Genomic DNA, 22,585 nt, shown 5'->3' on the forward strand with positions numbered 1-22,585 from the left:
TGTGGAGTTATTCACAGACGAAAAGCTTTGGAGAGAACTGGTGCCGCTGAAGGGACTCGAACCCCCGACCCCATCATTACGAATGACGTGCTCTACCAGCTGAGCTACAGCGGCTTCCTGGACCCTACTATGGCCCTACTAGTTCTACGCCGGTGCTTCTAACTGACTGGTTGAAAACGTCAATCGCTAGCGGACCCGCTAATTACGAATGACGTGCTCTACCAGCTGAGCTACAGCGGCCCTTGGCGGGGGCCTTGCGCGTGTGAAAACATCGGCAAGGCGCCTCGGGTGACGGCGCTATAGCACCGGTGCCGAGGCGGGCCAAGTCTATTTTTTGGCCTCGGCGGTTTCCTTGGCCGTGTCCTCCTCGGGCGTGTCCGGAACCACCTCGGCGTCGACCACGCGGGCCACATCGGTTGCGCTGGCCTCGTCCAGATCGCCGCCCATGATGAGGGGCAGCATCTCGATGCCGGTGGGCGAGGTCACGTCGCTTTGCGGGGGCGATTTCCACTCCAGCGTATCGAAGGCGTCGCAATGCTCGCAGGCTGGAACCCACTCACCATGGATATGCTGGCACTTGCCGCAGATCCATTGCGGACCGCGCGGGGCCGCCATCGCGCGGGCCAGCCAGCCCTTGACGACGCGGTCGGCAGCGCCCTCGCCCTTTTCGATCGCGGCCATGATGGTGAGGACCCGCGCATCGGGGTCTTTCTCGACCAGATCGCCCAGCGCTCGTCGGGCGGCCGGGAAATCCTCGGCAGCGAGGTTCAGTTCGGCCTCGACCAGCTTTGACTCGCGGTGATCGGGGCGCGCATTGATCAACTTCCCAAAGCGTTTTAGCCGCTGCTGAGGCGTCTCGTCCGGCGCGATAGCGGCAAAGGCAGCGGCAAGGTCCGGATGCGGCTGCTGGTCCCACGCCTTGCGGATTACGCGGGCGGCGTAGCGCGGCGCGCCTTGCGCGATATAGCTGCGCGCGGCCATGACGGCGGCGGGGATGAGGTGCGGCGACAGCTTGTTCGCCTCGATCGCGGCCTCGCGCGCCTCGACGGTCTTGCCCTCGACGGCGATATCGCGCGCCGCCGACAGCGCCAGCACAGCGTCGCGGCGCTTGTGCACGTCGCGCGGGATATTGCCGTGTTTCAGCTTGGCGCCCAGCGTCGCGCGGGCACCGGCCCAATCCTCCTGCCCGGTCTGGAGGCGCAGAAGCGTATCCTGAATCTCGGCATGCGCGGGCTTGAGGCCGAAGGCGGTCTGCGCCAATTTCAGCGCCGTGTCGGTGTCGCCGTCGGCCAGCTTCTGCCGCAGGATCCCGCGCACCCCGACGAACTTGGTCCGGTCATCCTTGAGCAGGCGTTTATAGACCTCCTCGGCCTTGGCGCGGTTGCCCTGCATCTCGGCCGCCTGTGCGGTGACCAGATTGGTCAGCGCGGGCTTGCGCAGATAGCGCTCGGCCTTGGCGGCGCGGGCCATGGCGATGTCCCCCTCGCCCGAGGCAAGGGCCATCATCCCTTCGGACAGAGCGCGATAGCCCTTTTCCTGCCGGTTGCGGTCGAAATAGCGCGACAGCGCCGTCTCGTCGCCATTGATGAATTTCAGCAGCGCGATCAGGAGCGCAGCCAGTTTCAGCAGCAGCCACAGCCCGAGGATCAGCAGCGACAGCGCGATCACCGCCGTGAGCGGCGTCAGGTTCAGCTCCAGCCCTGCCATGACGATACGCACGCCGCCGTCCAGGTCCAGCAGTTTGGTTACGCCGAAGGTGACCAACACGACGAGGGCTAGGAAAATTACAATCTTGATGATTGACCACAGCATTGAGGCGGGCCCTTTCAGTTCAGTTTCGCGGCGAGCGCGTCATAGGCGTCGAGCGCCTCTATGCGGGCGCGCAGTTCTGCGGTCCAGTCCGAGAGCTCGGCGCGGGCGATCTCGGGCAAGGTCTCGATTTCGGACAGGGCGCTTTGCAGGTTGCCTTGGCGCAGATCATCCTCGGCCCGCGACAGGATGGCGTCCGTGCCCGGCCCCTCCTTGCGCTCGAGCGAGCGCGCGCCCAGTTGATCGGACATGAAGGACCAGACCCCGTCCGCCGCGCCATCCGCGCCGTCGCGGCGTGCAGCCGTCAATGCGGCGCGGGCCGCAGGGGCAAAGGCCTCCTGCAGGTCCGGTTGGGTGGCGACACCCGTCTCGGCCACTTCTTGCAATGCGTCCGGGGTGGGCAGGCCCGCCCTCTCCAGATCACCCAAGGCCGAGGCGAATTCCGAGCCGGTGTCGAGCGCCGTGCGAATCCGGGTCAGCGCGGCGCGGCGGAGCGCCTGCTGCGCGGCAGCACGCGCGGCATTGTCGCGCTCTTCGGCCTCTTGGGTCAGCGCGGCCAGTTGTTCACCCTGCTGCTCAATAGTGCTGCGCAGGGCATTCAACTGCCCGGACGAGACGCCGTTTCCGTCACCGGCGGGTTGGTTCTCGACCGCATCGAGCCGCGCCGTCAGTTCCGCGATTTGCTCTGACAGACCGCCAAGCGAGCCTTCCAGCGCCTGCTGGCTGCCTTCGATTCCGCTGAGATCGGGGGCATCGGGCGTGCCGGGCAAGGCCGCCACCTGGCTGGCCAGTGCGTCGATCCGCTGCGCCTGCTCGTCAATCCGCGCGGCCTGATCGCTGCCTGCGCCCACCGGCGTCATCAGCCCCATTTGCGGCAGTAGGTAGTAGGCGGCCCCAAACCCGAGGGCCGCGGCGCAGACACCCCCGAGGAAAATCCCCAGGAATCCCGATCTGCGGGCGGGAGGAGTCGCTTGCGGCTTCTCGGCAGTGCGCGGGGCGCCAGAACCGGTGGTGGCCGTTGCCGGTTTCGTGTCCGAGGCGGGCGTCTGGCCTGCCTGCGCGGTGGTGCTGGGCTTGTCGTCAGACGGCTTGTCATCCGATTTCGCGGATGAAGTACCGCCGCCCGCACTTAGCTTGGATGTCTGGGTTTTGGGCACGCTCGTCGCCGTCGTCGCGCCGGATTTGGAGGATGTATTCTCAGACGTGCTGTCCGCCGCCTTGGCAGGCTCATTGGTATCAGCAGCCTTCGGCGCCGTGTCCTTCGTGCTGGAGGCCGCGCTAGATCCCTTCGACGCTGCGCTTGCGCTCGACGATTTCGCGGTCGTCTGGGGCGCGGATGACTTGGCCGGTGCCGATTTTGCGCCAGATTTGGCCGCCGTCTTGGATGTCTTGGGCGCGCTGTTTGACCCAGGTTTCTCCTTGCCCTTGTCGGCGGCCTTCTCGGCAGAGCTCCCGGAGGACGCGGCACTATCAGCTGAGGGCGGGCCCGGCTTCGGGCCTGTCGGTGTGGCGTCGGTCGCTTTGGTGTCGGTGGGTTTCGCCGCTTTGTTGCTGCCAGTATCGGCGCGCGGGCTGTCCTCGGACCCTTTTTTATCTGCCACGTCGCTTGCCCCTTTCGAATCTGCCCCAACTACCCGGTTTGACAACCTTACTGCGCGCTCTTTGTTCCCTCAAGGCGATAGGCCGCCGCGACCGCTTCGGGCCAGGCCCGCAACATTCCGGCGGTATCGGGGCGGTCCGCCACGATCACGGCCTGCGCCGCCCCCTCGGGCACCCGTGCCGCCGCGGCCGCACTGATCGCCAGCACGACAAGGGGCGCCTTGGGCGCGCCATCGGCAAAAAGCGCGGCGGCACTGCGCGGAGAGAAGACGGGCGCGATCACAGGCGCGGTGCCCGCAAGGCAGGATTGCGCCTCAGCGGTCAGGTGCACCAGGTGCTGCGCATAGATCACCGCCTCATCCACGGATATTCCTGCGCTGCCGAGCAGTCCGGCAACATCCGCCGCGGCATGTGCGCCCCGCAGATGCAGCATCGGGCCACTGGCCTGATCCGCCTCGATGCGCGCCACCATTTCGCGGGCATCGCCGCCGCAGGACGTGGCCGTCATGCCGGCACGCCGTGCCTCCTGGGCGGTGGCATCACCAACGGCATAGGCTGGAATATCGCGCCGGTCGCTGCGCGCCGCAAATTCCCGCACGGCGCTTCGCGAGGTAAAGATCAGCCAGCGATACCCATCCAGATCCGGCAGCGTGCCCGTGCCCTCGATCACCAGCGCGGGCGACAGGATCATCGGCATGTCACCCCCCGGCTGCGCCCGCAATTCCTGCGCAAATTGGGCCCCGTAGGGCGCAGGCCGCGTGATCAGGACGGAAGGGGACAAGGCGCGGCTCCGCAGTTGTGGCAGGGTCGGCCAAGTGATACGCGGATGGCGGCGGTCACGCAACGGGCGGACAAGATGAGCGATACCCTGACCATCCTCGGGATTGAAAGCAGCTGCGACGACACCGCGGCGGCCATCCTGCGCGTAAACGGCACCGCCCGGATCCTCGCCCAGACCGTTCAGAGCCAGGGCCAGCTTCACGCGGCATTCGGCGGCGTCGTCCCCGAAATCGCCGCCCGCGCCCATGCGGAAAAGCTGGACCTCTGCGTGGCCGAGGTGCTGCGCGCCTCGGGGCTGAAGCTTCGCGATATGGATGCCATCGCGGTCACTGCCGGGCCGGGCCTGATCGGCGGCGTGATGTCGGGCGTCATGTGCGCCAAGGGTCTGGCGACCGGGGCGGGCCTGCCGCTGATCGGCGTCAATCATCTGGCGGGCCATGCGCTGACCCCGCGCCTCACTGATGACGTGGCCTATCCTTACCTCATGTTGCTGGTCTCGGGCGGCCATTGCCAGTTTCTGCGCGTCGACGGCCCGCAGGACTTCACCCGTCTTGGCGGCACCATCGACGACGCGCCCGGCGAGGCCTTTGACAAGACCGCGCGCCTTCTGGGCCTGCCGCAGCCCGGCGGCCCGGCGGTCGAGCGGGAGGCGGCCCTGGGCGATCCCGCGCGCCATGCTTTCCCGCGTCCCATGCTGGACCGACCCGGATGCGATATGTCCTTCTCGGGCCTCAAGACTGCGCTCTTGCGGGCGCGCGACGGGATCGTAGCGGAAAATGGCGGGCTGACGGTGCAGGACCGGCGCGACCTTTGCGCCGGATTTCAGGCCGCGATGCGCGATGTTCTGGCCGAAAAGATGCGCCGCGCGCTGGCCGCCTGCCCTGACCTGCGGGTGATCGCCGTCGCGGGCGGCGTCGCGGCCAATCAGGCCATTCGCAGCGCGCTGATGCAGGTGGCCGACGAGGCGGGCGCGGCCTTCATCGCGCCGCCGCTGGCCCTTTGCACCGACAACGCGGCGATGATCGCCTATGCGGGGGCCGAGCTGTACCGCGCCGGGCAACGCGACGACATGACCCTGTCTGCCCGCCCCCGCTGGCCGCTGGACAGCGCCGCGCCCTCTATGCTCGGCTCGGGCAAGAAAGGCGCCAAGGCGTAAATTGCGCAAGTCAGCGCGCCGCGATAGTCTGCGCGCAAACAGCCTACACAGGAGCCTGACATGCTGATCGCCCTCATCGCCCGCGACAAACCCGGCGCACTGCAAATCCGCCTAGATACGCGCGATGCGCATGTCGATTACCTGAAAACCTCGGGTCCGGTGTCGCAGGCCGGGCCGCTTCTGGACGATGACGGGCAGATGTGCGGCTCGCTCGTGGTGCTGGACGTGCCCGATATGGACGCGGCGCGGGTTTGGGCCGAGGCGGATCCCTATGCCCATGCGGGCCTTTTCGAGAGCGTCGAATTGATCCCGTGGAAAAAAGTGATCTGAGACGATGCAATACTGGCTGTTCAAATCCGAACCCTCGGCCTGGAGCTGGTCCGACCAGCAGGCGCGCGGCGACGCGGGTGAGGAATGGGACGGCGTGCGCAATTATCAGGCACGCAACATCATGCGGCAGATGGAACTGGGCGATCGCGCCTTTTTCTACCACAGCCAAGACGAGCGCGCGATTGTCGGCATCGTCGAGGTTTGCGCGACCATCCATCCCGACAGCACATCGGATGATCCGCGCTGGGAATGCGTCGACATCCGCGCGGTAGAGCCGGTGGACACACCCGTGACCCTGGACCAGATCAAGGCCGATCCGCGCCTTGCGGACATGGCGCTGGTGCGCCAGCCGCGCCTGTCGGTCCAGCCTGTGTCGCCCGAGGCGTGGCGCATCATCTGTGAAATGACGAAAATCATTGACTGAAACAAGGACGGGGGCGCTATTAAGGGGCGTCTGGAACCAAATTTCGGATCCAACGTTTTAACGCTGTAACCAAGCGGGCTGAAATGCCCGCCGACCTAGCGTCGCGCATCTTGCGACAATAATTTTCTGGAGACTTCACATGACCAAGCTTTTTACTGCCATCGGCGCTCTGTCCCTCGCCCTTGCAACGCCGCTCGCAGCCGCCGTTGACGATGTTCTGCCCGCACGCGGCGATGAGATCAGCAAATTTCGCGACGCAGGTGCTTGGACAATCCGTAAGAATGTGACGCGCGGATCATGCTTTGCGTCATACAAGTCAGAGTCGGGTGCCATTGTTCAGTTCGGCTTCACTAAGGACGAAAGCGCGGGCTATCTTGGTCTCTTCGGCCAGAATGCCGATGTCGTCCCCGGCGATCAGGCGGTTGCGTTCATTGCGAATGGCAACCTCTATTCCGGCATGGCAACCGGCGTGGGCGCCAGCATCGAGGACAGCTATGAAGGCGGCTATGTTCTGGTGAACAACGCCGAATTCGTGAAGGATATCGAAGCTGGCGAAGAGCTGGTCGTGTTCCCTGAAACGCCCAAGACCTATATTGTGGACATGTCCGGCGCCTCGGCGGCCGTCTACGAAGTGCGCAAGTGCACAACGGAACTGGGCCAGAATTGAGCTGAAGGACGCGCCCAACTTGCCGCGCCGCAAGCAGATCGCATCAACGGAAAAGGCCCCGCATCGCGGGGCCTTGTTCCTTTGCGGGTGCCGATCATGGCAACCACCGGAGAGCAGATAAAAACGGAGGGTTCCGGCCCATGCCGAAACCCTCCGCCACCCCACGTGCTCCCTACGCACCACACGTGTATCTGGATTAGGTTCCGGCCATCCTGGCCCGATAAGCTGACATTACCCCAGCCTGCGCCACCAAGCAAAGACCAAGTGCCGCAAATTTATCTCAACATCCGCGGGGCCGCGAGAACCGGCAGCGCCGATTACCGGCAGTGTTTGGCGATTTCGCGGGTCTGCAGCTCGGTTTCCACCAGAAGGCAGCGGTTGCGCGCCTCGTAATAGTAGCCGCGCGCATACCACATCACGGCCTTGTCCATGTCTCCATCTGACACCATCCAGGCCCCGCGCAGGTATTTCACCGCAAAATGAAGGTTCGTCTCGGCATCCAGAAGATCCGCATTCTGGCCGGAAAACCCCATGCCGCGCGCCGTTGCAGGCAGGATCTGCATCATGCCGTAATAGGGGCCGTTGCGCGCCTTGGGCCGATAATCGCTTTCGCGCTGGATGACCTTGTGCACCAGCGGGCGCGGCACCTGATAATGATCGGCGTATCTGTTGACCAGCTGCCTAATCTCGGGCGTCTCGTTGGGATAGAGCGCGGCGGGCGAGCTGCTGGAAATGGTTGGTGCATCCTTGGGCGGGGTGCTGGCGCAGGCGGCAACAAAGCCGAGCGAGGCGACGAGAACGGCGCGCAAAATCATGATCCGGGGTGTCTCCAAGGGAATCTCCAGAATCGTTAAGGACCAAAGACCCCGCATCTGGCAAGTCTGGCGGGTCCGCCTGCGCGGGATTTCGCCCGTTCACGGGGGCTGCAGGCAAAGCCCCGCCCAAAGCTGACGATGCGTCAGCCGGCTGCGCACCGTGAGTTCAATGCGCACCCAAGCCCGCCCTCAGATTTCCAGAATGGTGCTGCCGGTCGTCTTGCGCGCCTCCAGCGCCTCATGCGCCTTGGCCACATCGCGCAGGGCAAAACGTTGACCGATATTGATCTTTACGTCTCCGGCCAGCACCTTCTTGGCCAAGTGCGCCGCCATCGCCTGGCAGGTCTCATGGTCCGAAATATGGGTGAACAGCGTCGGGCGTGTGATCTTGAGCGAGCCTTTCTTGCCCAGGATGCCCACCTCGAAAGGCGGCACCGGCCCCGAGGCATTGCCGAAGGAAATCATCAACCCCAGCGGCTTCAGCGAATCAAGCGAGCCGTTGAACGTGTCCTTGCCGACCGCATCCATCACAACGTCGACGCCCTTGCCGCCGGTTAATTCCCTTACCTTGGCTACCCAATCCTCGGTGCGATAATTGATGCAATGCGCCGCGCCATGATCCAGCGCCAGTTGGCATTTCTCGTCCGTGCCAGCGGTGCCGATCAGGGTGATCCCCTCCGAACGCGCCCACTGGCAGGCAAGCAAGCCCACGCCGCCCGCCGCCGCGTGAAAGAGCACCGTATCGCCGGATTTCAGCGGTGTCGTGCGGTGGAACAGGTATTCGACCGTCATGCCTTTCAGCATCATCGCCGCGCCTTCCTCGAACGAAATGCCCTCGGGCAGCGGGCAGACCTGCGCGGCAGGCATCACACGCGCCTCGGCATAGGCGCCCGGCGGCTGCGAGGCATAGGCGGCGCGGTCCCCGACCTTGAGATGCGTCACACCCTCGCCCACCGCCTCGATCACGCCGGCGGCCTCCATACCCATCGCATGAGGCAACTCCAACGGGTAGAGGCCGGTGCGCTGATAGACCTCGATGAAATTGAGGCCTGCCGCCTTGTGCGCGATGCGCACCTCACCTTTGCCGGGCTCGCCCACCTCGCGGTCGACCAGCTTGAATTCTTCTGGTCCGCCATACGCTTCGATGATTGCCGTCAGTGCCATTTTTTTCCTCCTCGCGGTGATTTGGCCGCAGTGAGAAGGAAATCACCGGCACTGTCCACCACTTACTTGGTGGCGCAAACCGGGCGGTATGGCCCGCCGCCGCGTCATGCGCGACAGGCGGCAGGCCGGGCGGCCCTCAGCCCTTCAGCTTGGTCATGCGCAGATAGGGCAGAACGGTATCGAACTCACCGAACTTGTCTTTGGCATCTGCATCGCTGAGTGCGGTGGGGATGACCACATCCTGTCCCACCTGCCAGTCGGCAGGCGTCGCCACCCCGGCCTTCGCCGCCGTTTGCAGGCCATCGAGCGCGCGCACCACCTCGGCAAAGTTGCGGCCCACATTCATGGGATAGGTCATCGACAGCTTCAGTTTTTTGTCGGGCCCGATGATGAACACAGCACGCACCGTGGCGCTGTCATTAGGCGTGCGGCCGTCGGGCATATAGGCCTCAGCCGGCAGCATGTCGAAGGCTTTGGATACTTCCAGGCCCTCATCGGCGATGATCGGAAAACCTGCGGAGGTGCCCGCGACCTTCTCGATATCGCCCTTCCATTTCTTGTGCTCCTCGACCCCGTCGACCGAGACGCCGATTACCTTCGTGTCGCGCTTCTTCCACTCATCGGCCAGTTTCGCAACGGCGCCGAATTCGGTGGTGCAGACGGGGGTGAAATCCTTGGGGTGCGAAAAAAGGATCGCCCAGTGATCACCAATGAAATCGTGAAAGCTGATTTTGCCCTGATCGGTCTCGGCGGTGAAATCGGGGACGGTGTCGTTGATACGAAGTGCCATGTCGGCTGTCCTTTCCTTGTTGCGTAAACGGGGCTTCCAAGGCGCAAGATAGGATGCGTCCGGGCGGATTGCACCCCCCGACACATGCGGCCCACCTTGCAGGTGTCATGGGCCGGGTCTATGTCTTGGGGCAAGGCGCGCCGCGCCAGCAGACCGCATGAATTCAAGGGAGACACGACATGATCGAGAAGCGCCAATTCTACATCAACGGAAAATGGTCCGACCCCGCATCGCCCAGCGACCACGAGGTCATCAACCCCTCCAATGAAGAACCTTGCGCCATCATCAGCCTCGGCGGTCAGGCCGATACCGATGCCGCCGTCGCCGCCGCCAAGGCCGCCTTCCCCGCGTGGATGAATACCTCGCCTGCCGAGCGCATCGCGCTGGTCGAAAAGCTGCAGAAGGTCTACGAATCCCGCGCCGAGGACATGGCGCAGGCCATCAGCCTCGAGATGGGCGCGCCCATCGATCTCGCGCGCGAGCAGCAGGCCGCCGCGGGCGCCGGGCATATCGCTGCCTTCCTCAAGGCCGCCAAGGAATACGAGTTCGAGCATCCGCACGATCCGAACACCCCCGGCAGCTATATCCGCAACGAACCGATCGGCGTCGCCGCCCTCATCACGCCCTGGAACTGGCCGATGAACCAGGTCACGCTCAAGGTGATCGCCGCCGCCGTGGCGGGCTGTACGATGGTGCTGAAACCTTCCGAGGAATCGCCCCTGTCCTCGATCGTCTTCGCCGAGATGATGGACGAGGCGGGCTTCCCGCCCGGCGTCTTCAACCTGGTCAATGGCGACGGCCCCGGTGTCGGCACCCAACTGACCGAGCATCCCGACGTCGACATGATCAGCTTCACCGGCTCGTCCCGCGCGGGCAAGCTGATCTCCAAGGCCGCTGCCGACACGCTTAAGCGCGTTTCGCTGGAACTGGGCGGCAAGGGCGCCAACCTCGTCTTTGCCGATGCCGATGATGCAGCGGTCGAGCGCGGCGTGCGCCACTGCATGAACAACTCGGGTCAGTCCTGCAACGCACCGACCCGCATGATCGTCCAGCGCGAGGTTTATGACGCCGCCGTCGAAAAGGCCGCCAACATCGCCAATTCGATCAAGGTCGGCCCCGCCAGCGAAGAGGGCGATCACATCGGCCCGGTCGTCAACAAGGTGCAGTTCGACAAGATCCAGGACCTGATCCAGCAGGGCATCGACGAGGGCGCGCGCCTTGTCGCCGGCGGCGTCGGTCGCCCAGATGGCCTGAACCGCGGCTTTTACGTCAAGCCGACGGTGTTCGCGGATGTGAACAACAACATGGTCGTCGCCCGCGAGGAGATCTTTGGCCCAGTCCTCTCGATCATCCCCTTCGACACCGAAGAAGAGGGCATCCAGATCGCCAACAACACGCCCTACGGCCTGACGGACTATCTGCAAACGCAGGACAAGGGCCGCGCCGCCCGTGTCGCCCGCGCCCTGCGCGCCGGCATGGTCGAGGTCAATGGCGAGAGCCGCGGCGAGGGCGCGCCCTTCGGCGGCATGAAACAGTCCGGCAACGGGCGCGAGGGCGGCCCTTGGGGCATCGAGGATTTCATCGAGGTGAAGTCGGTCTCGGGCTACGATCCCGCCGCCGCCTGATCGGGCCGAAAACCAGATGCAAGGGGCCGGAGCAATCCGGCCCTTTCGCTTTGCGCGCCGTCGCCTGCGCGGCAGGTCTAGGCCCGCGCCACAAAACCGTCTAGGACAGGGGCCATGAGCCTGCCAGAGCACTCCCCGGACCGCATCGCCTCCGCCGCCTTTGTTCCAAAGACGGTGCACAAGCGCGACATCTTCTCCGAGACGATTTCAGGCGATCTTGAGGGCATCCCCGACTACCCCGTGGTCCTGCGCAAGCTCGACACCGTGCCGTGGTATGCGCGCCCCATCGCATGGGCCCTTGCCCGCAAGGAAATCCGCGGCCTGCGCGCCGTGCAGGGGATTGAGGGCTGCCCGGCCCTCGTGCGCGCCGACAGCACGGGCCTTCTGCGCAGCTGGACACGCGGCACGCCGCTGCAACTGGCGCAGCCTTCCGATGCGGCCTGGTACCGTGACGCGCGCCGCCTCCTGCGCGAGATGCGGCGCAAAGGTGTCACGCATAACGACATCGCCAAGCCGCAGAACTGGCTGATGACACCGGATGGCCGCGCCGCCGTGATCGACTTTCAGCTTGCCTCGGTCCACCGCCGACGCGGGCGCCTTTTCCGGGTGATGGCGCGCGAGGATCTGCGCCACCTGCTAAAACAGAAACGCGCCTATGCGCCGGATCTGCTGACCCCGTCCGAGCAGCGCATGCTGGCGCAAAAGGCGCTGCCCTCGCGTATCTGGATGGCCACGGGCAAGCGCGCCTACAACTTCATCACCCGCCGCCTGATGAACTGGTCCGACGGCGAGGGCACCGAGGATAGAATCCAGCGCGACGGCCCCGCCGTGCGCGAGGCGCTGATGGCGCATCCAGAGGTGACCGATGTGGCGCTGGCGACCTATGCCCTCCCCGCCAAAGGCGTCGGGCTCTATGCTTTCGTGGAAACCACCCTCGGCACCGATGCGCTCACCGACCTCGCGCCCCAGCCGAAGCCGGAGGCGATTCAGCCCGTCACCGCCCTGCCCCGCCACGCCGATGGCAGCGTCCGCGAGGATGCGCTGGCCCTCATCGCCGCCAACCGCCTCGATGAATTGGCACAGTTGCAGGAGCGCGAGCCTGAGTTGGCCAAGACCCTCGCCCCGATCATCGCGAACCGGCTCAACCTCACCGACCGCGTGCTGCGTTAGAAAGGCGCCTTGGCGCGAAAGGACATGCCGCGCCCACTCTCGGGATGGTTGATGCGCAGCTCCTCGGCATGCAGCATCATCCGCGCCTGCCCATCGTCCGGCCCATAAAGCGGATCGCCCAGAATGGGATGCCCCAGCGCCAGCATATGCACCCGCAGCTGATGCGTGCGCCCCGTCTTGGGCCAAAGCCGCACACGGCTCTCGTCATCCCCGGCCTTCAATACGCGATACTCGGTCAGCGATGGCTTGCCCGTCTCATGGCACACCATTTGGCGCGGCCGGTTCGGCCAATCCACGATCAGCGGCAGATCGACCTCGCCCTTCTTGCCCTCCATGCGCCCTGCCACACGCGCCACATAGGTCTTGCGCGCCTTTCGCTCGCGAAACTGCTCGGACAGAAACCGCTGCGCATGGGCGGTGAGGCCAAACACCATCACCCCCGAGGTATCGCGGTCCAGCCGGTGCACCAGCAGCGCGGTCGGAAAGGCCGCCTGCACCCGCGTCAGAAGGCAATCGGCCAGATGGTCCCCCTTGCCCGGCACTGACAAAAGGCCATCGGGCTTCATCACGGCCAGAACTTCGTAGTCCTCGTGGACCACGTCCAGCGGAGTCATGGGCGGATCATAAGGTGTCTGCATGCCGTCCGCTCTACCCTGCGCAGCGCGGGCCGTCCAGCGCGCGCGCCCTCATTCATCTTGGCAAAAAGACTCCAGCGCGCAGCGCGTTCCACGCCCTCACGCCGTGCCGTGCTCCGCCGAAAGTGCGAGCGGGCTGATCCCCAAGGTGGCCAGCGCCGACGTCCATTTATCGGGCGTACGGGTGCCAAAGACCAGCTTGGCACTCGCATCGCAAATCAGCCAGCCATTCTCGGCAATCTCGCCTTCCAGCTGGCCCGGTCCCCAGCCGGCATAGCCCAGCGCGATCAGCGCGCTGTCCGGCCCCTCGCCCGACGCCATATCCTCGAGGATGTCCAGCGTTGCGGTCATCGCGAATGCCTCGCTGACCTCCAGCGTCGAGATGGACGACGCATATCCGGCATCGTGCAGCACGAAACCGCGCCCCGGCTCGACCGGACCGCCGAAATGGATGGGCAGGCGGCGCGCGCCCGGCGCGGCCTCGATATCCAGCTGTTCCAGAAGGTCGCTCAGCTTCAGATCGTCGGCCATCTTGTTGATGACAAGGCCCATCGCGCCCTCATCGGAATGCGCGCAGACAAAGATCACCGATTGATCGAAACGCGGATCGGCCATGCCCGGCATTGCAATCAGCATGCGGCCCGTCAGGTCCATGCCCGTCAGCGAGGCAGTATCAAAAGTGGTCATCATATCTCAACAATGGCGGCTCGCCCCGGCCATTACAAGAGGCCGGACATCCAGTTGGGCGGGGCGCGCGTCTGACCTGATTGTGAATTGGCTTTCGCCCCGACTTGGCGCAAAGGAGAGGGATGAAACGTCTCGCCTCACGCCTTCTTGCCGCCGTGCTCTGCCTTGCCGCGCTGCCCGCCGCCGCCCAATCGCTCGATGCGGTGCAGTCCGCGCGGCTGTTGCCCGGCTGGCGCATGGACGATGGCACACACATGGCCGCGCTTGAGCTGCGCCTTGCGCCGGGATGGAAAACCTATTGGCGCGCGCCCGGCGATCTCGGCATTCCGCCGCGCTTCGACTGGCGCGCCTCGCGCAATCTGGCAGGGGTCGAGGTGGCTTGGCCCACGCCAGAGCGCATCGATCAGGGCGGCCTTGCCAGCATAGGCTATCATGGCACTGTCATTTTGCCGCTGCACGTACTGGCGCAATCGAACGGGCGCGATATCACGCTCGGCGGCACCGTCGATATCGGCGTCTGCCGGGACGTATGCATCCCCCTGACGCTGGATCTTGGCGCGCATCTGCCCGCCGCCGATGCAAAGCGTGATCCGCGCATCATCGCGGCGCTGGCCGACCGTCCGATGAGCGCCGCAGAGGCAGGGGTGGGCCAGGTGCGCTGCATCGTCGCGCCGGGCAAGAAAAACGGTCTGACCCTGCGCGCCGAGTTCACCATGCCGCCCATTGCAACCTCCGAGATGCTGGTGATCGAGGCTAGCGATCCCAATATCTGGATCGCCCCGCCCCGCACCGCCCGTCAGGGCAACTGGATGGTCGCCGAAACGCGGCTGGCGCATGTCGAAGGCCGGCCCTTTGCACTTGACCGCTCGGGACTGCGCCTGACCGTCCTTGGCGCAGGCCGCGCGGTCGATATCCAGGGGTGCCCCGGCGGCTGATCAGGCCCGCGCGCGCAGTGCCTGCGCGATGGCCAGCACGGCGTAGAGCAGAAATGCCAGCACCACCGCGCCAAGCGAAAAGACCAGCAGTGCGCCCGGCACCGCACCCATCCTCATAGCGAAGGGCATGAGGGCCGCCACTGCGCCCGGCAGAGCGCCCGCCAAGATCGCCCAGCCCATCGTCACCGCGAACCACACGGCAATCAGCGCCGCACCGGCCAGCATCGCGGCGCGCACACGCCCATCGCGAAAGCGCATCCCGCGCCGCAGTGCCGCCATCTGCCGCGCAACGTCATGCTGAACCGCCATCAGCGCGGGCACGACCAGCAGCACCAGTATCATGCCAAAGCCCAGACCATAGACCAAGGTGATCACCGTGGGTTTCAGGAATTGCGCCTGCTGGCTCCGCTCGAACAAAAGCGGCGTGAGGCCCAGAACGGTCGTCAACGTCGTCAACAGCACGGGGCGCAGACGGTCGGCGGCGCCGTCGATGATCGACGGGATCAGGCCACGGGTGCGGGCATGCTCGTCGATCGTGGTGACCAGCACGATCGAGTCGTTGATGATGATGCCCGTCATGCCCAGAAGGCCGACAACTGTGAACATGCTTAGCGGCACGTCCCAGGCGTGATGGCCATAGATCGTGCCGACAAGGCCGAACGGAATGATCGCCATCACCACCATGGGCCGCGTCCAACTGCCAAAGACAAGCGACAGTACCAGATAGATGCCGATCAGGGTCAGCATCAGGCCCAGAAGCGCGTCGTTCAGAAAATCGCTCTCCTGCTCGGCAAGGCCGGACATGGCCCAATCCACCTGCAACTCGGCGGCGATGCGGGGCAGGATGTCGCCGCGCACCAGCTCCTGTATCTCGGAGGCGCGGGCCGGATCATCCTCCGAGATGTCGCCCGTCACGCTGATCAGCCGCACGCCGTTCTCGCGCCGCACGGTCGAGAAGCCGTCGCGTGTTTCGGCCGAGACGATTTCGGCCAGCGGGACATAGGCACCGCCGGGCGTGCGCAGCTGCGTTTCCTCCAGGAAATCGGCGGTCAGGCTGCCCTCGGGCAACTCCACCCGGATCTCGGCGCTGCGCGGCCCCACGGGATATGTCGCGGCCTCGATCCCGTTCAGCCGCGCGCGCAGCTCGCGCCCCAGATCGTCGATGCCGAAGCCGAGCGCGGCGCCCTGCGGCGTCAGGTCCAGAACCAGCTCCTGCTTGTCATAGGCCAGATCGTCCTCAACGCCGCTGACCTCGGGAAAGGTCGACAGCGCCTCTTTCAGGCGCTGAGATGCGGCCTTGAGCGTCTGCGCATCCGCGCCCGAGAATTGCACGTCCAGCGCATCGCCCCCCGGCCCGCTACGCCAGCCCCGAAAGCTGACCGTTTCGGCCAGCGGGTGGGGCACGATCCGCTCCTGCAGATCGCCCGCAAAGGCAAAGCTGCTATAGGGCCGCAGGTCCGACTCGATCAGCTCGATGGAAATGCCGCCCAGTTGATCCGGCTCTTTCGTCTCGGCGCCCGAAAGGCCGCGCCCGGCATTGCCACCGATCTCGGCGATGACATAGTCCAGCGGGCTGACGCCGTATTCGGCCTCGTATTCATCCGCCAGTTCCTGCGTGGCGCGCTGCATCTCGCGCAGCATTTCCAGAGAATCCTCGCGCGTGGCCCCCGGCGCCATGGCGAAATTGCCGGTGACGCTGCCCTGCTCGGGCGCGTTGAAGAACCGCCATGTCACGTCGCCCCGCACGAACAGCGCAGCCTGAGACGCCAAGATCAGGATGACGCCCGCCAGCACCGGATAGCGCGCCCAGATGATGCCGGCCATGGCAGGGCGGAACACACGCTCGCGCGCCCATTCAAACCCGCGATTGACCGTCCGCGAGGGCGCATCATACCAGTGCCTGCGGCTGGATGCGGTCAACGCATGGCTCATGTGGTGGGGCAGGATCAGGAAACATTCGGCCAGCGAGGCGATCAGCACCACGATCACCGTGAAGGGGATATCGGCGATCAGATCCCCGAACCGGCCCGCGATGGTGATCAGCCCGCCAAAGGCGATGATCGTCGTCGCCGTGGCGGAAAAGACCGGCATCGCCATGCGCCGCGCCGCATTCTCGGCGGCAACGACGGGCGACTCGCCAAGGTTTCGCGCACGCGCATCCGCATGCTCGCCCACCACGATGGCATCATCAACGACAATGCCCAGCGTGATGATCAGCGCGAAAAGCGAGATCATGTTAATCGTGATCCCCGCCGCATACATCAGCGCGACAGCGGCCAGAAGGGCCACGGGTATGCCCGCTGCCACCCAGAAGGCCGTGCGCGCGTTGAGGAAGAGGAACAAGAGCGCCACCACCAGCACCAGACCCGTCGCCGCATTGTCCAGCAGCGTCGTCAGGCGCCCTGAGATCTGTTCGGACCGGGTGCGGATCAGATCGACGCTGACCCCTTCGGGCAGCGTGCTGGCCATTTCGGCGGCGACCTTTTCCACCGTTTCCTGAATGCCGATGGCATCGCCTCCTTCCGAGCGGTCGACGCGCAGCGAGATGGCCGGATTGTCGCCCACGAAATACGTCCGCTCGCGCGCGGCGCCCAGAACGCGCACCTTTGCCACGTCGCCCACGGTGAGGCGGGTATCGCCGATGCCGCCGCGCAGGGTGATGGCGGCGATCTGCTCGGGGTCGCGCTTTTCGCTGCCGGTGCGCACGCGGGTGCCTGCGCCCTCGACATCGCCCGCGGGGTTGGCGTCGACCTCGGCGGCGATGACTGCGGCAATCTCGGTCAGGGTGATGTCATGCTGTATCAGTTGCGTAGCCGGCACCTCGACGATGACCTGCGGCGCGGCCACCCCCCTGAGCGTGGTGCGCGTGACGCCCTCGGCAAAGAGGCGCGTGACCAGCTCGTCCGCATAAAGCGCCAGTTGATCAGCACCCACGGGGCCGGTGATCACCACATCCGTCACCCGGTCGGACCATGTGCCGCGCCGCACCTCGGGCTCTTCGGCGGCATCGGGCAGGGTCGTCACCGCATCAACGGCGGCCTGCACATCCGTCGCGGCGCGCGACATGTCCCAGCCGGGCTGGAATTCGATCGCGATGGTGCCGAAATTCTCGCGGGATGAGCCATTCGTGCTCTCGACGCCCTCGATAGCCAGCAGGTCAGGCTCCAGCACCTGCACGATAGCGGCGTCGATGTCCTCGGCCCCCGCGCCGTCCCACTCTACGGAAACCGTGACGCTCTGGATGATCACATCCGGAAAGAACTGCGCGCGCATGTTGGGCACGGCAGCAAGGCCCAGCACGACCATGACGACCAAGAGCAGGTTCGCCGCCGTGGGATGGCGCGTGAACCATGACAGGATGCCGCCCGGGCGCTCGCCGATCCCGCGCGCCATGCCCTAGCCGCCCATCCGGTTTTCCAGCCGCGTAACCACGCTGGCCGGCACGCGGGCCTGTGCCAACTGGTCCAGAAGGCGGGTGCGCATGGCATCGGGCATGTCGCGGCTGCCCTCGACATAGGCAATCAGGCGCGCGCGGCGCTCTTCGCTGAGGTCCATCATCTCAGAGGTGTCATCTGCAGCCTCGGCCGCGTCGCCCAAGGCGCGCACCTTGATCCCGGCGCCCAGTAGCGGCGAGCGCTGGGTCACGACTCGCCTGCCCGCCAGCGTCGGAGCGCCTTCGGCCGCGCGGATCAGCACATCATCGCCTTGCCGGCGCAGGAGCGTCACCGCGATAGGCTCAAGCCGGCCATCCTCGCTTAGCGCCAGCACCGCGCCGTCGCTGCCCAGCGCGCTGGCGGGCAGGCGCACGACTTGGCTTAGCGGCGGCTCGGCCACCTCGACAGTGACGAAATCGCCGGGTTTCAGCCCCTGCGCCGCGTCCAGCCGCGCAAAGACCAGACGCCCCGTCTGCCCCTCGCCCACTGCGGCGCTGGCGCGGGTGATCGTGCCGGGCGCGGTCAGCCGCGCGCCGGAGGCCTCGAGAACGGCGGTGACCGGCGCGCGGCGCAACTGGCCATCCTCGTCCAGCAGCCGGGCAAATTGCGCGGTCGAGACGCGGAACGCGACCTCAAGTGCATTGCGGTCAATGAGCGTGCCCAGTTGCTCGCCATTCGAGACCAAAGCGCCCTCATCCACGGTGACATCCGACAGCGCGCCCGCGAACTCGGCGCGGATCTCGGTCTCGGCCAGCCGCCGCTCGGCCTCGGCCAGCGCGATCTCGGCGCGCGCGGTCGCGGTCGCGGCCTGGTCTATGCGCGCCTCAGCGCCCAAAGCCGCCTGCCTGCGGGTCAGCACTGTCCCGCGCGCGGCGGCGGCGGCCAGCTCGGCGGTTTCAACGGCGGCGGCGGTGCCCACCCCGCGCTCGGCCAGATCGCGCTGGCGCTGCAGGGCGCGCTCCTGCAGATCGGCCTGATCGCGCGCGGCGCTCAGCTCATCCTGGGCCAGTTCCAGCGCCCGCTCCGCCTCGCGCGCCTCGGCGCGGGCATCCATCAGATCGCTTTCCGCCCGGTCGCGGGCAGAGCGTGTATCCGCCGGGTCGATCCGCACCAGAAGCTGACCGGCCTCGACCTGCCCGCCTTCTTCGAAATCCTCGGCCAGCTCAATCACCGTGCCCGCCGCCTTGGCCCGCAGCTCCAGCGCGCGGCGGCTCTGCACCTCGCCATAGGCGGTAAGGGTCGGCGCGATGGTCTGGGGCGTGGCCAGTGCCACTTTGACGGCAAACTCGCGCTCCTCGCGCGCGCCGGCGCCCAGTGTGCGCTCCATCCGGGCCTGCACCGATGCGCTCAAAATATAGCCCGCATAGGCCAAGAGGCCCAAGGTCAGCGACATCAGGATCAGGCCGGTCAGGCTGCGGCGCAGAAAATGCATGGCGGGGCTGTCCTCGCGGGGGTGTCTTCAAGCGCTATATATATAAGGCAGCGCGCCCGAATACCAAGCGCGCTACTTGCGGCGCCGATGCTCATCAAGGCGCGGCATGATCTCGACAAAGTTGCAGGGACGGTGCCGGTAATCCAGCTGCAGCGACAGGATCTCGTCCCAGGCGTCCTTACAGGCGCCCGGACTGCCCGGCAGCGCAAAGAGGTAGGTGCCGTATGCCACACCCGCCGTCGCGCGGCTCTGCACGGCACTGGTGCCGATCTTGGCCATGCTGACATGGGTAAAGACGGTGCCGAAGGCGTCGATCTCCTTTTCATAGACATCGCGGTGCGCCTCGACGGTCACGTCGCGCCCGGTCAGGCCCGTGCCCCCGGTCGAGATGATGGCGTCGACGCCCGCGTCGTTGCACCACGCGCGCAGCTGCGCCGCGATGGCGTCCCGCTCATCCTTCACAATGTTGCGAGCGGCCAGGACATGACCTGCCGCCTCCAGCCGCTGCACCAGCGTATCGCCCGAGCGGTCATCAGCCTCGGCGCGCGTGTCACTGACCGTCAGGATGGCGATGCGCACGGGGATGAATTCGCGGCTCTCGTCGATGCGGCTCATGGTTCAGACCCTTTCAAGAATGGCGAGGCGCGCGGCCAGCGCGGTAAATATCGCCGCGCAGGCCCAGCCGAGGGTCCGCGCAAAGCGTGGCGATGCGGCGACGCGCCGCCCAAGCCCCCCGGCAAAGACGCCGACCGCACCGTTGATGATGAGCCCGCCAAGGCCCAGAATGACGCCCATCACAATGAATTGCGGCAAGAGGGCGCGCGCCGGATCGGCGAATTGCGGTAGGAAGGCGAGGACGAAGAGGATCACCTTGGGATTGGTCAGATTCACCACCAGCCCCTCGCGAAAGGCGCGCATAGCGCTCATCGGGCGGCCCCTTGCGCGCAGCGGCCCCATGCGCAGCGCGCCGACGGCCAGCCACATCAGGTAGGCCACGCCCACCCAGCGGATCACGTCAAAAAGCCACGGCGCCGCAGCCACCAGCGCGCTGACGCCCAGTGCAGCCAGCGCCGCATGCACCGGCGCACCCAGCGCGATCCCCGCGCTTGCCGCCATCGCGGGCACCGGCCCCGCCCGCAGCCCCTGCCCAAGGCAGAACATCATGTCCGCCCCCGGCGTCAGGTTCAGCGCCAGCGCGGCTGGCAGGAAGGCCAGCAAGAGCCACGGGTCGATCATTGCGCCCCCTCCCGCAATCGCGCCTGCACCGCCAGCAGGTCGGCCCATGCCGCTCGCTTGGCGGCCGGCAGGCGCAAGAGGTAGGCCGGGTGGAACAACGGCATCACCGGCTTGCCCCAGGCCTCGTGCCACTGGCCCCGCAGCTTGGTGATGCCGCGCGTGTTCAGCACGGTCTGGCAGCTGATATTGCCCATGAGGATCACGATGTCGGGCCCCGCCAGTTCGACATGGCGCTGCACGAAGGGGCGCATCATGTCGATCTCGTCCGGCTTCGGGTCCGCATTCTGGGGCGGGCGCCACGGCATGATATTGGTGATGTAGACGTTCTCTTCGCGGCTCAGCCCGATGGCGGTCAGCATCCGGTCCAGCATCTGGCCCGCGCGCCCGACGAAGGGCCGCCCCTCGCGATCCTCGTCCCGCCCCGGCGCCTCGCCGATGACCATCACGCGCGCGCCCGGCACCCCGTCCGAGAAGACTAGGTTGCGCGCTCCGCGCTTCAGCTCGCAATGCTCATAGGCCGCAAGGGCGGCGCGCAAACCGTCCAGATCCTGCGCAGCGCCCGCCGCCTGCCGGGCGGCCTCCACCGCATCCGGCCCGACCTCCTGCCGGACGGGCGCGGCAGCAGCAGCCGGCGCCGCCTTGGGCGCAGCCGCAGGCGCCTCGTAGCGATTGATCGGCGCGTCGCAAATCGCCTCGTCGACGCCCAGTTCGACCTGCCATTGCAGGAGCGCGCGCAGCCCGTGAAAATCCAATGCCGAATCCATGCCGCCAAACTACCCCCACCGCCCCACCTGCGAAAGCACCGAAAGCGCCGCAGCTTCATCTTGGCGAAAATACTCAAAATCCCGCCCCCCGCCCCGCGCGCCCCCGGCTTGCCGATTGAACGCCGCCCCCGCCCATGCGATAAGGCGCACAGCTTATCAGGAGATGCCGGTGACCTTTTCCCACACCCACCTTCTGGGGATCGAGCCTCTGGCCCCCCATGATATCCGCGCGGTCCTGGACCTGGCGGACATCTACGCCGAGCAGGGCCGCAGCGGCGCCAAGCATGGCGATGCGCTGGCGGGTCTTACGCAGATCAACATGTTTTTCGAGAACTCCACCCGCACGCAGGCCAGTTTCGAGCTGGCAGGCAAGCGTCTGGGCGCGGATGTCATGTCAATGGCGATGCAGGCGAGCAGCATCAAGAAGGGCGAGACGCTGATCGACACCGCGATGACGCTGAATGCGATGCATCCCGACCTTCTGGTCGTGCGTCATCCGCATTCGGGCGCCGTGGACCTTCTGGCGCAAAAGGTGAACTGCGCGGTGCTGAATGCGGGCGACGGGCGGCACGAGCATCCCACGCAAGCCCTGCTGGATGCGCTGACGATCCGCCGCGCCAAGGGGCGGCTGCACCGCCTGAACATCGCGATTTGCGGTGATATCGCGCATAGCCGCGTCGCGCGCTCGAACATCATCCTTCTGGGCAAGATGGAGAACCGCATCCGCCTCATTGGCCCGCCCACCCTGATGCCCGCAGGCATCGACGACTTCGGGGTCGAGGTCTATGACGACATGAAGAAAGGCCTCGAGGGGGTTGATGTGGTGATGATGCTGCGCCTTCAGCGCGAGCGGATGGATGGCGGCTTCATTCCGTCCGAGCGCGAATATTACCACCGCTATGGCCTCGACGCCGAAAAGCTGACCCATGCCGCGCCCGATGCCATTGTCATGCATCCCGGCCCGATGAACCGCGGCGTGGAGATCGACGGCGAACTGGCCGATGACATCCGCCGCAGCGTCATCCAGCAGCAAGTGGAAATGGGCGTCGCCGTGCGGATGGCGGCGATGGACCTTCTGGCGCGCAACCTGCGCGCCCGCGCGACCCCGAAAACGGTGATGGTCTGAGAAAGGT

The 22,585-nt window shown here is 66.0% G+C and carries 21 protein-coding genes and 1 tRNA gene; 8 read left to right on the forward strand and 14 right to left on the reverse strand.

Annotated elements, in window-relative coordinates; genetic code table 11:
• Nucleotides 1-38: 38 nt before the first annotated feature.
• The 4 genes from ACEWPL_RS11340 to ACEWPL_RS11355 form a co-directional block, all read right to left on the reverse strand.
• Nucleotides 39-114 (reverse strand) — tRNA-Thr (locus tag ACEWPL_RS11340).
• Between the two features lie 213 nt (nucleotides 115-327).
• Nucleotides 328-1,812, reverse strand: coding sequence for a heme biosynthesis protein HemY (locus tag ACEWPL_RS11345; protein ID WP_393932501.1), 1,485 nt, complete (start codon nucleotides 1,810-1,812; stop codon nucleotides 328-330).
• Nucleotides 1,813-1,826: 14 nt separating this feature from the next.
• A complete protein-coding gene (locus tag ACEWPL_RS11350; protein WP_393932499.1) occupies nucleotides 1,827-3,410 on the reverse strand; it encodes a hypothetical protein in 1,584 nt (527 codons plus the stop codon).
• A 47-nt stretch (nucleotides 3,411-3,457) separates the two neighbouring features.
• Complete coding sequence (locus ACEWPL_RS11355; RefSeq protein WP_393932497.1) at nucleotides 3,458-4,189, reverse strand: uroporphyrinogen-III synthase; 732 nt, start codon at nucleotides 4,187-4,189, stop codon at nucleotides 3,458-3,460.
• Nucleotides 4,190-4,264: 75 nt separating this feature from the next.
• Between ACEWPL_RS11355 and tsaD the strand changes: the two genes are divergently transcribed.
• From tsaD to ACEWPL_RS11375, 4 genes are all read left to right on the forward strand, one after another.
• A complete protein-coding gene (gene tsaD / locus ACEWPL_RS11360; RefSeq protein WP_393932495.1) occupies nucleotides 4,265-5,344 on the forward strand; it encodes a tRNA (adenosine(37)-N6)-threonylcarbamoyltransferase complex transferase subunit TsaD in 1,080 nt (359 codons plus the stop codon).
• A 60-nt stretch (nucleotides 5,345-5,404) separates the two neighbouring features.
• Nucleotides 5,405-5,674 (forward strand): YciI family protein, encoded by a 270-nt coding sequence (locus tag ACEWPL_RS11365; RefSeq protein WP_393932493.1) that lies wholly within the window; start codon nucleotides 5,405-5,407, stop codon nucleotides 5,672-5,674.
• A gap of 4 nt (nucleotides 5,675-5,678) precedes the next feature.
• Complete coding sequence (locus ACEWPL_RS11370; protein ID WP_393932491.1) at nucleotides 5,679-6,098, forward strand: EVE domain-containing protein; 420 nt, start codon at nucleotides 5,679-5,681, stop codon at nucleotides 6,096-6,098.
• Nucleotides 6,099-6,237: 139 nt separating this feature from the next.
• Complete coding sequence (locus tag ACEWPL_RS11375; RefSeq protein WP_393932489.1) at nucleotides 6,238-6,765, forward strand: hypothetical protein; 528 nt, start codon at nucleotides 6,238-6,240, stop codon at nucleotides 6,763-6,765.
• Nucleotides 6,766-7,082: 317 nt separating this feature from the next.
• On the opposite strand, the gene ACEWPL_RS11380 is transcribed toward ACEWPL_RS11375, so the two are convergent.
• The 3 genes from ACEWPL_RS11380 to ACEWPL_RS11390 form a co-directional block, all read right to left on the reverse strand.
• Nucleotides 7,083-7,580 carry a lytic transglycosylase domain-containing protein gene (locus tag ACEWPL_RS11380; RefSeq protein WP_393932557.1) on the reverse strand — a complete coding sequence of 166 codons (498 nt, stop codon included), beginning with the start codon at nucleotides 7,578-7,580 and terminating at the stop codon, nucleotides 7,083-7,085.
• 189 nt (nucleotides 7,581-7,769) lie between these two features.
• Nucleotides 7,770-8,744 (reverse strand): quinone oxidoreductase family protein, encoded by a 975-nt coding sequence (locus ACEWPL_RS11385; RefSeq protein ID WP_393932487.1) that lies wholly within the window; start codon nucleotides 8,742-8,744, stop codon nucleotides 7,770-7,772.
• 136 nt (nucleotides 8,745-8,880) lie between these two features.
• Nucleotides 8,881-9,534, reverse strand: a complete 654-nt coding sequence (locus tag ACEWPL_RS11390) for a peroxiredoxin (protein ID WP_393932485.1) — start codon at nucleotides 9,532-9,534, stop codon at nucleotides 8,881-8,883.
• Between the two features lie 179 nt (nucleotides 9,535-9,713).
• Here ACEWPL_RS11390 and ACEWPL_RS11395 point away from each other — a divergent pair, with 179 nt between their 5' ends.
• Both ACEWPL_RS11395 and ACEWPL_RS11400 read left to right on the forward strand, forming a co-directional pair.
• Nucleotides 9,714-11,159 carry an aldehyde dehydrogenase family protein gene (locus ACEWPL_RS11395; RefSeq protein ID WP_393932483.1) on the forward strand — a complete coding sequence of 482 codons (1,446 nt, stop codon included), beginning with the start codon at nucleotides 9,714-9,716 and terminating at the stop codon, nucleotides 11,157-11,159.
• A 114-nt stretch (nucleotides 11,160-11,273) separates the two neighbouring features.
• On the forward strand, nucleotides 11,274-12,329 hold the full coding sequence (locus tag ACEWPL_RS11400; RefSeq protein WP_393932482.1) for a serine/threonine protein kinase: 1,056 nt from the start codon (nucleotides 11,274-11,276) through the stop codon (nucleotides 12,327-12,329).
• On the opposite strand, the gene ACEWPL_RS11405 is transcribed toward ACEWPL_RS11400, so the two are convergent.
• The gene (locus ACEWPL_RS11405; RefSeq protein WP_393932480.1) at nucleotides 12,326-12,967 is read right to left on the reverse strand and encodes a pseudouridine synthase; all 642 of its coding nucleotides are present in this window, start codon (nucleotides 12,965-12,967) and stop codon (nucleotides 12,326-12,328) included. The genes ACEWPL_RS11400 and ACEWPL_RS11405 overlap by 4 nt on opposite strands.
• A 96-nt stretch (nucleotides 12,968-13,063) precedes the next feature.
• Nucleotides 13,064-13,654 (reverse strand): YqgE/AlgH family protein, encoded by a 591-nt coding sequence (locus ACEWPL_RS11410; protein WP_393932478.1) that lies wholly within the window; start codon nucleotides 13,652-13,654, stop codon nucleotides 13,064-13,066.
• 119 nt (nucleotides 13,655-13,773) lie between these two features.
• On the opposite strand from ACEWPL_RS11410, the gene ACEWPL_RS11415 reads away from it, so the two are divergent.
• A complete protein-coding gene (locus ACEWPL_RS11415; protein ID WP_393932476.1) occupies nucleotides 13,774-14,586 on the forward strand; it encodes a protein-disulfide reductase DsbD domain-containing protein in 813 nt (270 codons plus the stop codon).
• Here ACEWPL_RS11415 and ACEWPL_RS11420 read toward each other — a convergent pair whose 3' ends face one another.
• From ACEWPL_RS11420 to ACEWPL_RS11440, 5 genes are all read right to left on the reverse strand, one after another.
• Nucleotides 14,587-17,979, reverse strand: a complete 3,393-nt coding sequence (locus ACEWPL_RS11420; RefSeq protein ID WP_393932474.1) for an efflux RND transporter permease subunit — start codon at nucleotides 17,977-17,979, stop codon at nucleotides 14,587-14,589.
• Nucleotides 17,980-17,982: 3 nt separating this feature from the next.
• Complete coding sequence (locus tag ACEWPL_RS11425) at nucleotides 17,983-19,452, reverse strand: efflux RND transporter periplasmic adaptor subunit (protein ID WP_393932472.1); 1,470 nt, start codon at nucleotides 19,450-19,452, stop codon at nucleotides 17,983-17,985.
• A 72-nt stretch (nucleotides 19,453-19,524) separates the two neighbouring features.
• Nucleotides 19,525-20,067 (reverse strand): molybdenum cofactor biosynthesis protein B, encoded by a 543-nt coding sequence (gene moaB, locus ACEWPL_RS11430; RefSeq protein ID WP_393932470.1) that lies wholly within the window; start codon nucleotides 20,065-20,067, stop codon nucleotides 19,525-19,527.
• Between the two features lie 3 nt (nucleotides 20,068-20,070).
• Nucleotides 20,071-20,688, reverse strand: a complete 618-nt coding sequence (locus ACEWPL_RS11435; protein ID WP_393932468.1) for a LysE family translocator — start codon at nucleotides 20,686-20,688, stop codon at nucleotides 20,071-20,073.
• Nucleotides 20,685-21,452 (reverse strand): uracil-DNA glycosylase, encoded by a 768-nt coding sequence (locus ACEWPL_RS11440; protein ID WP_393932466.1) that lies wholly within the window; start codon nucleotides 21,450-21,452, stop codon nucleotides 20,685-20,687. Before ACEWPL_RS11440 ends, ACEWPL_RS11435 begins: the two co-directional genes overlap by 4 nt.
• 169 nt (nucleotides 21,453-21,621) lie before the next feature.
• On the opposite strand from ACEWPL_RS11440, the gene ACEWPL_RS11445 reads away from it, so the two are divergent.
• Nucleotides 21,622-22,578: an aspartate carbamoyltransferase catalytic subunit gene (locus ACEWPL_RS11445; protein WP_393932464.1), complete on the forward strand. Its 957-nt coding sequence runs from the start codon at nucleotides 21,622-21,624 to the stop codon at nucleotides 22,576-22,578.
• The last annotated feature ends 7 nt before the right edge of the window (nucleotides 22,579-22,585 follow it).

Source organism: Roseovarius roseus, assembly GCF_043355935.2.
Taxonomy (GTDB): Bacteria; Pseudomonadota; Alphaproteobacteria; order Rhodobacterales; family Rhodobacteraceae; genus Roseovarius; species Roseovarius roseus.

Bases quoted from the DNA above. Each gene is read 5' to 3' on its own strand.
- ACEWPL_RS11345 (WP_393932501.1), bottom strand. From the start codon at position 1,812: ATGCTGTGGTCAATCATCAAGATTGTAATTTTCCTAGCCCTCGTCGTG.
- tsaD (WP_393932495.1), top strand. From the start codon at position 4,265: ATGAGCGATACCCTGACCATCCTCGGGATTGAAAGCAGCTGCGACGAC.
- ACEWPL_RS11365 (WP_393932493.1), top strand. From the start codon at position 5,405: ATGCTGATCGCCCTCATCGCCCGCGACAAACCCGGCGCACTGCAAATC.
- ACEWPL_RS11370 (WP_393932491.1), top strand. From the start codon at position 5,679: ATGCAATACTGGCTGTTCAAATCCGAACCCTCGGCCTGGAGCTGGTCC.
- ACEWPL_RS11375 (WP_393932489.1), top strand. From the start codon at position 6,238: ATGACCAAGCTTTTTACTGCCATCGGCGCTCTGTCCCTCGCCCTTGCA.
- ACEWPL_RS11380 (WP_393932557.1), bottom strand. From the start codon at position 7,580: ATGATTTTGCGCGCCGTTCTCGTCGCCTCGCTCGGCTTTGTTGCCGCC.
- ACEWPL_RS11385 (WP_393932487.1), bottom strand. From the start codon at position 8,744: ATGGCACTGACGGCAATCATCGAAGCGTATGGCGGACCAGAAGAATTC.
- ACEWPL_RS11390 (WP_393932485.1), bottom strand. From the start codon at position 9,534: ATGGCACTTCGTATCAACGACACCGTCCCCGATTTCACCGCCGAGACC.
- ACEWPL_RS11395 (WP_393932483.1), top strand. From the start codon at position 9,714: ATGATCGAGAAGCGCCAATTCTACATCAACGGAAAATGGTCCGACCCC.
- ACEWPL_RS11400 (WP_393932482.1), top strand. From the start codon at position 11,274: ATGAGCCTGCCAGAGCACTCCCCGGACCGCATCGCCTCCGCCGCCTTT.
- ACEWPL_RS11405 (WP_393932480.1), bottom strand. From the start codon at position 12,967: ATGCAGACACCTTATGATCCGCCCATGACTCCGCTGGACGTGGTCCAC.
- ACEWPL_RS11410 (WP_393932478.1), bottom strand. From the start codon at position 13,654: ATGATGACCACTTTTGATACTGCCTCGCTGACGGGCATGGACCTGACG.
- ACEWPL_RS11415 (WP_393932476.1), top strand. From the start codon at position 13,774: ATGAAACGTCTCGCCTCACGCCTTCTTGCCGCCGTGCTCTGCCTTGCC.
- ACEWPL_RS11420 (WP_393932474.1), bottom strand. From the start codon at position 17,979: ATGGCGCGCGGGATCGGCGAGCGCCCGGGCGGCATCCTGTCATGGTTC.
- ACEWPL_RS11425 (WP_393932472.1), bottom strand. From the start codon at position 19,452: ATGCATTTTCTGCGCCGCAGCCTGACCGGCCTGATCCTGATGTCGCTG.
- moaB (WP_393932470.1), bottom strand. From the start codon at position 20,067: ATGAGCCGCATCGACGAGAGCCGCGAATTCATCCCCGTGCGCATCGCC.
- ACEWPL_RS11435 (WP_393932468.1), bottom strand. From the start codon at position 20,688: ATGATCGACCCGTGGCTCTTGCTGGCCTTCCTGCCAGCCGCGCTGGCG.
- ACEWPL_RS11440 (WP_393932466.1), bottom strand. From the start codon at position 21,452: ATGGATTCGGCATTGGATTTTCACGGGCTGCGCGCGCTCCTGCAATGG.